The sequence below is a fragment of the Streptococcus sp. 3874 genome, assembly GCF_013276425.1.
Lineage (GTDB): Bacteria > Bacillota > Bacilli > Lactobacillales > Streptococcaceae > Streptococcus > Streptococcus pseudopneumoniae.
The window spans coordinates 1-12468 of the sequence record NZ_VMLA01000076.1; the positions used below are offsets into that span (position 1 = coordinate 1).

Annotated in this window: 4 protein-coding genes and 1 pseudogene; 3 read left to right on the top strand and 2 right to left on the bottom strand. The window is 40.1% G+C overall.

What is annotated here, in order from left to right; genetic code table 11:
• Window positions 1-68: 68 nt before the first annotated feature.
• Entirely contained in the window at window positions 69-3215 is a 3147-nt protein-coding gene (locus HT703_RS08010; RefSeq protein ID WP_054392874.1) for a DEAD/DEAH box helicase, read from the bottom strand.
• Between the two features lie 188 nt (window positions 3216-3403).
• Window positions 3404-4600: pseudogene (locus tag HT703_RS08015) on the bottom strand (MFS transporter).
• A gap of 388 nt (window positions 4601-4988) precedes the next feature.
• Between HT703_RS08015 and HT703_RS08020 the strand changes: the two are divergent.
• From HT703_RS08020 to HT703_RS08030, 3 genes are all read left to right on the top strand, one after another.
• Window positions 4989-5666, top strand: coding sequence for a tRNA (adenine(22)-N(1))-methyltransferase TrmK (locus HT703_RS08020; protein ID WP_054392872.1), 678 nt, complete (start codon window positions 4989-4991; stop codon window positions 5664-5666).
• Window positions 5653-6450, top strand: coding sequence for a Nif3-like dinuclear metal center hexameric protein (locus tag HT703_RS08025; RefSeq protein ID WP_172930023.1), 798 nt, complete (start codon window positions 5653-5655; stop codon window positions 6448-6450). The genes HT703_RS08020 and HT703_RS08025 overlap by 14 nt, the downstream gene beginning before the upstream one ends.
• Window positions 6451-6863: 413 nt before the next feature.
• Window positions 6864-12468: YSIRK-type signal peptide-containing protein (locus HT703_RS08030; protein ID WP_172930024.1), on the top strand; the 5605-nt coding region annotated here is incomplete at its 3' end.

Here is a 12468-nt window from a genome sequence, read left to right on the forward strand (position 1 = left end):
TTGTTATGACGCGCTTACAAAAGAACTAGATAGACCCACTAAGTGTGGTTACTCTAGTTCTTTTTCACTTATTCAACACCCAAGATTTCTTTAATATCATCAACGCTCAGATTGCTTCTGCTTTCTTGTCCTTCAAGGACGGTGTTGAAGAGTTCTTTTTTACTTTCTTGGAGTTCTTGTATTTTTTCCTCTATGGTACCAAGTGTGATAAGGCGATAGACATCGACTTGTTTGGTCTGGCCAAGGCGGTGGCTTCGACCGATGGCTTGCATCTCAACTGCTGGATTCCACCAGAGGTCACAGAGGATGACGGTATCAGCTCCTGTTAGATTAAGTCCTGTTCCACCTGCTTTTAGGGAAATGAGGAGGCAGTCTTTTTCCCCTTGATTGAAAAGATTGACCATTTCTTGACGTTTATCTGAAGGTGTTTGTCCTGTTATTTTAAAGTGAGACATTTCTTTTTTCTCTAGTTCTTGCTCAATGAGATCAAGCATAGAGGTGAATTGTGAAAAGATAAGTGGTCGTGACCCTTTTTCACGAATGGTGTCTAGGAGCTCGAATAAGCTGTCCATTTTTCCACTATCCCCTTTGTAGTCTTCTAAAAAGAGAGCAGGGGTATTACATATTTGTCTAAGTCGGGTTAGTCCTGCTAAGATTTCAATTTTATGACGTTTAATCTCATAGGCGCTGGCTCCTGCAACCATTTCTTGCATGCGTCGAAGTTGAGCTAGATAGAGCGTTTTTTGTGAACTGCTGAGTTCATTGCTGTAGAGGTGCTCGCTCAGTTCAGGTAATTCTGTCAGAACTTCGTCTTTTTTCCTACGCAGGACAAAAGGTTGAATCAGTTTAGCAACGAGTTGAGGTGACAATTTTGAAAATTCCTTTTTACTTGGTAGGAGACCTGGTAATACTATCTGGAAAATAGACCAAATCTCTTCGAGACGGTTTTCAATAGGAGTTCCAGATAGGGCATAGCAGGTTTTGACATCAAATTCTCTTAAAGCTTGTGCTGTTTTGGTCTGACTATTTTTTATCATCTGTGCTTCATCTAGGATGAGGTAGTCGTAAGACTGCTTTTGATAATGTTTAAGGTCAGATCGAAAAGATGGATAGCTTGTAATAGTGATAGTAGCAGATTTTTCAATTTGTTTGATACGCTCAGTTTTGCTACTATAGGCTACTTCAACCTGTTTGTGAGGTACAAATTTTCGGAATTCTTCCTTCCAATTATAAAGAAGGCTGGCTGGAGCTAGGATAAGAGCTTTCTGGTCTGGTTTAAGGTTGGCTTCCAGAAGAGTGATGGTTTGCAAGGTTTTCCCTAGACCCATGTCGTCTGCCAGGATTCCCCCAAAATGATAATGATCCAGCATACTCAGCCACTTGACTCCTTCTTTTTGATAGGAGCGGAGTTTGGTCTTGACTTCATAAGGCTTGATATCAAATTCTTCAGGGTGGGTCAGGTCATAAGCCATCTTTTTGAAATCACGAGAAAAATTGATATGCTCATTGTCTTTGAAGGTTTCAGAAAGGCTAAAGGCACGAGATTTGTGCATCTTGATTTTTCCGTCTGAAAATTTAGCGCGAAGATCTTGGAGACTTTGGGCAACCTTGAGACTTTCATCGTCAAAGACTAGAACCTTTCCTTGCTTGGTTTGGTAGTGGCTTTCTTGATTCCATAAAGCTTGGATAGCTTTTTCAACCTCATCTTCTGAAATCATAGAAAAATCAAACTGAACTGAAAGGAAGCCTTCGTCGTCAAAAATGTCAATGACAGCAGGATCTTCTACTAAGAGTTTTTCAAGCGATTCATCTAGTTGAACTTGACCCAGAGTACGAAAACGGGGGAGTTCTTTTAGGAAGAAATCAACGATTTTGATTTTGGAAAGACTATGAAATTCCTCTTTGAAACCAGCAGAAAGCAGTTGATGATAGATTTTTCTAGCTTTGCTAGCTTGGTAAGTATAGGGGAGGGTTAGGAGATCTTGTTTAGAATGGACTTGTTTTTCTCCAAAGGACCACACCATATTAAGGGCAATTTCATTTCTAGTCTTGGAGAAGGCAAAGGTGGGGATAAAGTCATGGATTTGTAATTCATCTGGAAGACTGATAGGAACATAGTTTGAGATGATATTACAGACTTGCATGAGTTCAGCCTTATTTTCTTTTGAAAAGATAAGAGGAGAATTTTCTTGATAATGATAGATCCAAGTAGCTAATTTATCCAAAAAGTAACGGTGCTCTTCTTTGATGATGTGGAAGTGATTGTGTCGAATCCAAAGTTTTTCTTGAATAATGAAACCAAAATAAGCTGTATTGATGATTTCATAATGGTTATTAGATTTGACAACTTTAAAAATTTCCTCTTCCGGGATAAAGGGACTATCATCTAAGAATATAAGAGGGTATGTGGCTTTTGAGGTTACATATTGGAAGACATCCAAAGCTTGAAAAAGTGGGACGAGGTCGTTTAAATAGCTAACAGGAGTCTCTAAATAGCGTCCGCAATCTCTAGGGCTAATGCCATAACTGAAGTTGAAATAAGAATGTTCATTTCTATCGATAAAATATTTTTTAATATAGAGGAGTAGGTTTTGGGATGCTTGATTAAACTGATTCAAGGATAATCTGATTGTCCCGATTTTCTGTGAAACAAAGTAATCTTCCTCTTGGAAAATGAGAAAAATGAAGTGAGCTATATCCTTGATAACATAGGCACGAGGAGCTTGTTCTACCTGCAGTTTTAAGGTCCAGGCTAGGCTATGATTTCGGATTTCGACTTGTCCATGAAGGGCAAGCGAAGGCGCCGTAGCTTTTTCTTCTACCAGTTCATCTTGGAGCTCTTCAGATGGCAAAGTAGGAATCAGTTGGCTGGCAAAACTTGGTTTATGACTCGCTTTACCAATGCGTTCTTGAATAGCTTGGGGGAGACTACGAAAATAAAGATCCATGGCAACCCAGTGTTTACAGACTCCCTGATTTTGGAAATCCTTACATTCGCAATGAAAGCCAGTCAAATCGAAGTGCTCCATACTGGTCAGGATGTTGGGCTCCAGATGCATGGAAATACCATCATAGGTATTGGGGTGCTTAAAATATTCCTTGTTTTCAGTATCAAAATAGTTTTTTATCTGTTGGAAAATAGTTCGTCCATCCATTCTCATACGAGCAGGTAGTCTATCGGGAACCGTCATTGAAGTAACCTCTGTTCTAATCATTCTTTTCTCTATCTTATCAGATTTTATAGGAAAAGAATAGACTTATCTTACATAAATTGCATCTTGATAGGGATTGGAAACATTTGCAGTTGCCAGATAGTTGTATGTAATATCGATAATCAATTACAAGGAGATTACGATTCCATAGAAACTATCAAGTGAAAACTGACTTATCCATAACATTCTAGCTAAACTTCTTCTTGGTTTGGTAAGTTTTTCATCTGGTGAACTAGATAGGCTGCTATAAGTAGTAAAATTATAAGAGCAAAAGCAACAACTTCCAGACCAGCACTTGTTGCAAGAAATACGAGAGCAAGGGATAGGACAGCTGGGATAAGTAAGTTGATAACATTGATGGATGATTGAACTGATCCCATTAACTCCTCAGGAATGATTCCAAAAATCATGGCTTGCAAGCGAGGACTCAATACTCCTGCCGAGAAAGCATCACCTGCACTTCCTAGTAAAATAAGTAAAAAACTTCCACGTAGAAAACCTATAACAATGAGAGACTCCATCAATAGACTCCAATAAATATTCAGGCGAATAGAAATTTTTTTAGATAGAAATCCACTCAGAAGTCCACCTAAAATAACATGAAGAAGGCTTATCATTATCAAAATTGCCAGACTTTGCCCTGTTGACAAACCCATAAAAGGATGGTGAATCAGTAGAATCGCACTGACAGGCTCTACCATCATCAAAACAGCTTGACTAATGGACAAAATCCAAAGCAAGACCATGACATCTTCCATAGTCATCAATAATTTCATTGACTCTTTCAAATGCTGGAAAAAGCTACTCATTCCTACATAAGGAGGAACTTCGATTTTTTCTTCCTCTTTTTTCAAGCGGTTTCGAATAAGTAGACTTCCTAGAAAGGCAAATAAAAAGGTTAAAACATTTACAAAAGCTAGAGTAGAAATGCTAAACAGTCCTAAAAATACTCCTCCGCTGATATTACCTATCAAACGTACAATGGAACTCGTGGACTGCTTAAAACCCATAGCCTCCGTCATATCATCGTTTATTAGCCGTATGTAAATCGGTGTCAGCATGTATCCTGCAAGAAAACCAATCGTATCTGAAATCAAGTTCATACTGCAAATAAAGAAAACAGAAAAGAGAGAGAAGTCGGTACTTGTCAGGAGCAAAGTCACTCCAGAATAAAGGAGGACTTTGATAAAGAGGATAGAAATATACTTGCTAATTCGATTTTTTTGAAAATCAGCTATAACTCCAGTAAAAAGGTTGCAAAACCTGTGGAATAGTTTCTGACAGACTGATCAAAAATATAGCTAAGGGAGCAAACGTATAAGAAGAGACATAATTGATAAAAGCTAAGTAAAAATAGTGTCTCCAAAACTTGAAATCCACTCATTCACTGTTAGCTAACGAAAAGCTCGATTTTTAAGAAAAATATGCATATTAATCTCCTTATAATAAATTCTAGAAAGCATAGAGCAAATTCGTGGTTCGTCTGACTAAATTTCCTATCTAAATACTACCTTCAAATATAAAATTTAGTGAAACTTTTATCTCCTCTAATCTTCTAAATATATTTTAGTGTATATTTTTTATAAAGTCAAGAATTTTTGAATAAATTACCTATTTTTTGACAATTCTGTAAATTTCCGAAAAATATTTCAAGTGAATCCATCTATTACCTTAGGACATTGAAACTTCTTTCGCCAGAGGTACTTATATTACTGGGAAGTTGAGGATTGAAATGTGGTATAATAAGAGGTAATAGAGTTTGGAAAGTGAGAGAAGATGATTTCAAAGAGATTAGAATTGGTAGCTTCCTTTGTACCACAGGGAGCCATTTTATTAGATGTGGGAAGTGATCATGCTTATCTGCCCATCGAGTTGGTTGAGAGAGGACAAATCGAAAGTGCCATTGCAGGTGAGGTAGTAGAAGGTCCCTACCAGTCCGCGGTTAAAAATGTTGAGGCTCACGGCCTAAAGGAGAAAATCCAGGTTCGTTTAGCCAATGGCTTGGTAGCCTTTGAAGAGGCAGACCAAGTGTCGGTCATTACCATTGCTGGTATGGGCGGTCGTTTGATTGCCACTATATTAGAAGAAGGCTTGAACAAGTTAGCTAATGTAGAACGGTTGATCCTCCAGCCCAATAATCGTGAAGACGACTTGCGTATCTGGTTACAAGACCATGATTTTCAGATTGTAGCAGAAAGCATTCTAGAAGAAGCTGGCAAGTTTTACGAGATTTTGGTGGTGGAAGCAGGCCAAATGAAACTATCAGCCAGTGATGTTCGATTTGGCCCCTTCTTGTCCAAAGAAGTCAGCCCAGTCTTTGTCCAAAAATGGCAAAAAGAAGCTGTTAAGCTAGAGTTTGCCCTCGGACAAATCCCAGAAAAAAATATAGAGGAGCGTCAAGTTTTAGTAGATAAAATTCAAGCCATCAAGGAGGTGCTCCATGCTAGCAAGTGAAGTAATTAACGCATATGAAGCCTTTTGCCCTCAGGAATTTTCCATGGAGGGAGACAGTCGTGGTCTGCAAATTGGCACTTTGGACAAGGAGATACAAAGTGTCATGGTTGCTCTCGATATTCGTGAAGAGACGGTAGCAGAGTCCATTGAAAAGGGTGTGGATTTGATTATCGTCAAGCACGCGCCGATTTTCCGTCCCATCAAGGATTTGGTAGCTAGCCGTCCACAAAATCAGATTTACATTGATCTCATCAAGCATGACATTGCAGTTTATGTCAGCCATACCAATATTGACATCGTTGAAAATGGTCTCAATGACTGGTTCTGTCAGATGCTAGGAATCGAGGAGATAACTTATCTTCAGGAGACAGGTTCTGAACGTGGAATTGGACGTATTGGGAATGTTCTGACTCAGACCTTTGGGGACTTTGCCCAGTATGTCAAGCAAGTATTCGGCCTAGATAGTCTTCGAATGGTGCATTATCAAGAGAATGACTTGCAGAAACCTATTTCAAGAGTGGCCATCTGTGGTGGAAGCGGGCAGTCATTCTATAAGGATGCTTTAGCTAAAGGAGCGGATGTCTATATCACTGGTGATATTTACTACCACACTGCCCAGGATATGTTGTCTGATGGCTTGCTGGCATTGGATCCAGGTCACTATATCGAAGTGCTGTTTGTGGAAAAAATCGCAGCACTCCTTACTCAATGGAAAGAGGAAAAAGGTTGGGAACTAGAGATTTTACCTAGCCAAGCATCGACCAATCCTTTCCACCATATCTAGTTAGAAGGTGAAGACAATGAAAAATTGTACTAGTATAGTTATGGTAAACTGAAACTACACTAGTACAAATGTGATTCTGAGACATTGTTGAGACTGGATTTTTTTGTAAAACTTATACCCGAAATTTTATAAATAAAAAAATACAATAGTCCTCGTTTTTTGCAGTTTAATCAAAAAATCCAATACATATAATTAGAAAGATAATAATTTACCATAAAATACTCTAAAAACAGAAAAAATTAAATGTTTTTCCTTGCAAAATTCGGGGGGGGTGGTATAATTGCTACTAGACTGTATACTCTTCATAGGAGGTATAGTGGGGTAAATAGTCGTAAGTTGCTATTTAATATTATTGTCAATTGAAGAGGAAAATGACATGTTCTCTTCAATCATATCTTTAAGGAGAAAGAGTTATGGATTTTAGAAAGTCTAACAGAGAAAAGGTCTTCCGTTACTCCATTCGTAAGTACCACTTTGGTGCCGCCAGTGTTGCGGTTGCCGCATTGATGTTTTTTGCCAACGGTGCAGTAGCAGCGAGTGAGACAGTCACTCCAGCTACAACTAATGACGTGGTCGCTGGATTTGATGGTAACCCTGATGGGGCTCTGCAGGAGTCGGATGAGGGAGAGTCGAAGGAGGTTGTACTTGAGCAACTTGCTGAAGGTAAGATCACAAAGGAGATAAAAGGGCAAGGGAGGTCAGCGGAAGGATCTAATCAAGGACAGACAGTAGCTGCCCCTAAAACTACTGGAGTAGACTCTAGCCAGCCAGAGTCTGTTCAAGAAAGTTCTCAGGTGAGAGAGAAAAGGGCAGGATCTGCTGACACGATAGCAGCCAAAACAAGCAGCACTGGAGTCCTTCAGCCTCGGGTGCTCAAAGACAGCCAGTCTGACTATGACCCTATTCCACTTGACGATGATGAGGATGATACAGAACAGGATGAACAACCGTTAAACACTCCGGTGACAACAGCGATTCAACCTCGTTCAAGAGGAAGCAGACAAGAAGTTCCTTCAGGCTACATAGCTGTGCCAAGTAATGCTTATGTAGATGGGATCAACTACTTTTTAGAAGATGGACATGCAGGTTCACCTTATGCCCGTGGAACCTATGTCTATGGTTCGCAACGTTCAAGAGCATATTGGGACGGAAAAGAGTTTCGTATTCCGGAAGCGAAAGATTTTATCCACGGGATAGTCAAGAAAACAGAAACTGGTTTTAAATGGGAGATTGATATCAATAAGGGAAAAGTAGGACGGGGTCCACACCACTACTTATCAAATACTTTTTGGTTTACCCTACCTAAAAACCACACTGTAAAAGCAAACTCAGTAACTATTTCTCGTTATGATCATAGGACTGGTGGCACCACTGCTACTAGTGGAGATGCAGGTAACGGAGAGGATCAAATCCTAAAGGCCTTACAATCAGCTGATGGAATTAGTGATGAAAAGCAGGGGACTGTTGCATCAACAGGAGCGGCAGCAAAAAGTGGAGGTTATGGTTATCGGACGGATAGTCTGGATGGCTTAGCCAAGGAAGAAGTTAACTGGTGGGTGCAGAAAGGTTTCTACTACCATGCTGATAAAAACTTCCCAACTGAAGTTGAGAAAAAGGCAGCTTCTAAATACTCTGGTATCAAAAATGAAACCGAGAAAGTCTACACCTTCTCTTTGGACGGAGGACGTGATGATAGCTACCATTTGACCTTTGAGACGACTTCCCCAGATACGACTTTCCGTAATCTCTATTACGCCTTGGGTGTTAAAGGGTTTAGGCTGTCAGGGAAATCAGTTAATCGCTTGCTAGTCAATCAGTGGTACGGTAGAGCTGCCGGTGAAGGAGACCAGGCTGAGAAGTATCCGGCTCAGTTGGAAGGGAATGGCTACTATCAGATTGTACAAGGGCAAATTTGGCAGCCGAGAAATAATAATGTATCAACAACTCCAGGTACCTCTTCATCTTTAATTGCTAAAAGCGATGGAGGCATTGACCTTGAATCTTACTTTAAAAATAGGGATAAGGTAGGGGATAATGCTGAATCACATCCAACTTCTTATAATCTTTTTAAGGACGGCGTCAAAGTTGAAAATAACAAAGAAGCTGCAGACACTATCGTCAATACTCCGGGAGTGAAATCTTATCTTGTAGAGCGAATCTTTGCTGACGGTTCTGGTGAATTGGTTCAGTTAAATTTTGTTGTGAAACCGAAAAAACCAAGTTTAAATACTGATTTGCAAAAGCAAGCAGGGACGATAAAGGATATCACTGCAACTAACGGAACCAAAGGTGTAGAGATGGTTCTCTACCATGACGGAAAAGAAGTAGCAACCAGTATTGCTGGTGATGATGGAAATGCAACCTTCAAAAATGTTGTTATTACAAAAGGTTCTTATACTGTCAAGTCACGTGTTTCAGGTCAGTCTTATTTGACTGCAGAAGGCAAGCGAACTTCACTCTTAGAGTCTGAATCATCAGATGCTAAAGTAGCCAACTACGATAGCAGTCAGATTCGTATTGGGTTTGGACAAAGTGGAGAGGGCGGAGCAGCTTCTAGCTTGGAGACAAGTAAGTATAAAGCACTATATCTTGACAGTTATACTGGAAAGCAACTACAAGTGCTGGTTCGAGTTCCAGGTGGTAAGTCTATCAAAAATATTGAAGTAACTGATTTAGAAAAAACGGGCTTGGTTCAGGGTGGAGTGGAGCCTGAGGGTTTCCTAAGTAGTACGACGCCATTAACAGGAACTATTAACAAAACCAATTCAGGTATCCATCAAATTACTGTTACGGTTACAACCGCAGATAATACAACCAAGACAGAAAAACTCTATCTATACATTCCATTTACGAAACCGAGTTTTGCAACAACAGCTGAGAGTTTGAAAGGAAAGACTACAGGAAAACCGGTCATCAAAGCAAACTCTGGAACAAAAGGAGAAGCAGCAAATATTCCTGATAAAGCAAAACTGAAAACCTTCTTGGTTAAAGGTGGGAATGATGTGGATGCTGTAGGCACAGGTGCTTCTGATAATAAGCCTAAAAAAGCTACTGGCTATACTATTCTTGCTAGTGGTGATGTTAAGGCGGATGGAACAGTTGAGTTTACTCCTGATAAGTATAGACAAGAATTGGTGGGGAATGAGGAACTTCGTCTAGTTACGGCAGTGGTTAAGGAAGGTACAGATGAACCTGTTTTAGACTATCTTGTATCACCACTATCAGAATCGCTTAAACTAGAACTTCCTACAGAAGCTAGCCGTGACTTTGTAAGCCCAGCAGAAAAAGTTACCGTTGAAAATCCAGGTAGTCTAAATCAAACCGAGAAAGATAAGCTAAAAAAAGCTATTGAAGATGCTAATCCAGGATTTAAAGTTGAAATAACAGATGATGGTAAGGTTCAGGTGACCAGACCGGATGGACAAAAGGAAGAAGCTGCTGTTAGTGATTTTGTGAAACAAAGTGGGCAAGCAGATTCTGCAGATGATTCGACTTCTCCAAAAGAAATCCAAAAACCAACTGAAAAAGTGAAGGTAGCTAATCCAAATAAGCTAACCAAAGAGGAATTGGAAAAGATTACTCAGAAGGTTCAGGAGAAAAATCCTGGTGCTACTGTACACGTTGGGCAAAATGGAGATGCCTATGTTGTACAACCAGATGGAACAAGTGGCTTGATTTCCCACAAAGATTTGTTGGAGCTGACAGAAGAGCAAAAAGAAGCTGCAAAGAACCGTAAACCGTTAGTCAACCCAGAGCAGAAAGTACCTGTAACCGATCCAGAGAAACTAAATTCTTCAGATATTGAAAAGATTAAGAAGGCTCTACAAGCTGCTAACCCAGGAGCGACTGTTACAGTGGATAGTGATGGAAATGCAACTGTTACAAGTCAGGACGGATCAGAAAGTAAGTTTATCTCACGAGATGACTTGGTTACAAAAGTGACGGTCCAAGCGCCTCAATCTCCAACTATCTCACAAGATAAAGAAACTCTAACGGTAACATCAATGGTAGGTCAAGACGAAGCTACTAAGGTTATGCTTACGTATACAAATGCTACTGGACAAGAAAAAACTGTTGGTTTTACTAAAACTGGTAGCAACTGGAATAAGGATGACGCCAATGCAGATAGCACAATTTCGATTATAAATGATGAAAATGGACTGGGCAAAATCCTAATCCAAGCTGAAACAGCAGAAGCAGGTTCAACAGTTACAGTTAAGCAGCAGAAGGACGGCTCTGACTTTAGTATAGCAGCTACTACTAAGGTTTTAGGAAGATTAGAGGATGTAAGTGGTATAGCCCAACCAGATGGTTCGGTTGTAATTACTGTACCGCAGGAAGCTACTGAGTTTGATTTGACTTATCATAATCAAACTAGTAATCGTTCAGAAACACAACATTTTAGAAAAACTGATCAAGGATGGAGTGCTGTTGCAGAAATTACAGCTAGTGGCAATAGCTTTACCCTTCCAAAAAGTTTAGTAAAAGACGGGACGGAAGTTGCGGTAAAAGCTTCTAGCGCAACGAAAATTTCAGAAACTAAACGAATTAAGGCTAAGTTTGAACAACCGAGTGCAACAACTAGTGCTACACGTCAAAATGGAGATGTAGAAGTTACATTACCGACAGATGCAGAAAAAGTGACCTTAACTTATAAGAACAAACAAAATACCAATGCCACAGTAACACTGGTTAAACGAGGAAATAATTGGAGTTCTTCAACAACCTTACCAGATGGTATCAGTCTAGCAAATGGTAAGGTTACGCTTGACTATACAAAAGTGAACAGGAATACAAATATCACAACAGCCTCTACTAGAGGAAATGGCGATGTTGAATCTCAAGCAAATAACCAAAATCATCCTATTCCAGAACACACAGCCCCGACGACTAAGACGATTACAAAAGTAATCGGTGAAAATCCTACAAATGCAGAGTTACTTGCTGCTGTAGATGTAGCTAACAAAGCATCAGCTGTACTGAAAGAAGGAACACAGTATCCAACTACAGTAGGGAACTATACTCTTGACGTTGTTGTTACTTATACAGATCAAAGTACAGAAAACGTAAGAGTAACGTATGTGGTGAAACCAGCAGACAAGACAGCTCTAACGCAAGCGAATAACGACTTAGCAAGCGAAGTAGCAAGTCAACCAACTACAGATGACAAGCCACAAAGCAAAGTTGACGCATATACTAAAGCAAAAGAAGCGGCGGATAAAGCAGTGGAAGCAGCGAAAAAAGTAATAGCGGACGACAATGCGACACCAGAAGCTGTACAAGCAGAGCTAGCGAAAGTAAACGCAGCCAAAGCAGCCTTGAAAGCGGCAGAAGATGCCGTAACAACCGCAGCGACAACTACAGCGAAAAATAAACTAACTGAGGATAAAGCGAAGTTAGATGAAGCTGTAAGTACAGAAGGTAAGACACCAGAAAGTATTCAAGCATACGAAGCCGCTAAGAAAGAAGCAGAAGCAGATGTTGCAGCAGCGAAGGAAGCAGCCAAAGCAGTATTAGCTAAAGGTGACAATGCGACAGCAGCTGAAGTTCAAGAAGCGCAAGAAAAAGTAACAGAAGCGCAAGGTAAGTTAGACAAAGCGAAAGAGCAGTTAGTCGACAAAGCAGACAAGACAGCTCTGGTAGTAACGCCAGTAGCAGACCCAGCGCATTTAACAGAAGCCGAAAAAGCCAAAGTTAAAGAAGCCGTTTCGAAAGCTAACCCAACAGCCACCAACGTAGTTGTAAAAGACAATGGAGACGTAACTGTCACATTACCAGATGGAACAACTAAAGAAATTCCATCGACAGAAACCGTAGAGAAATCTAAGGTAGAGGTAACGCCAGTAGCAGACCCAGCGCATTTAACAGAAGCCGAAAAAGCCAAAGTTAAAGAAGCCGTTTCGAAAGCTAACCCAACAGCCACCAACGTAGTTGTAAAAGACAATGGAGACGTAACTGTCACATTACCAGATGGAACAACTAAAGAAATTCCATCGACAGAAAACGTAGAGAAATCTA

Coding starts and splice junctions, on each gene's coding strand:
- HT703_RS08010 (WP_054392874.1), bottom strand. CDS start 3,215: ATGATTAGAACAGAGGTTACTTCAATGACGGTTCCCGATAGACTACCT.
- HT703_RS08020 (WP_054392872.1), top strand. CDS start 4,989: ATGATTTCAAAGAGATTAGAATTGGTAGCTTCCTTTGTACCACAGGGA.
- HT703_RS08025 (WP_172930023.1), top strand. CDS start 5,653: ATGCTAGCAAGTGAAGTAATTAACGCATATGAAGCCTTTTGCCCTCAG.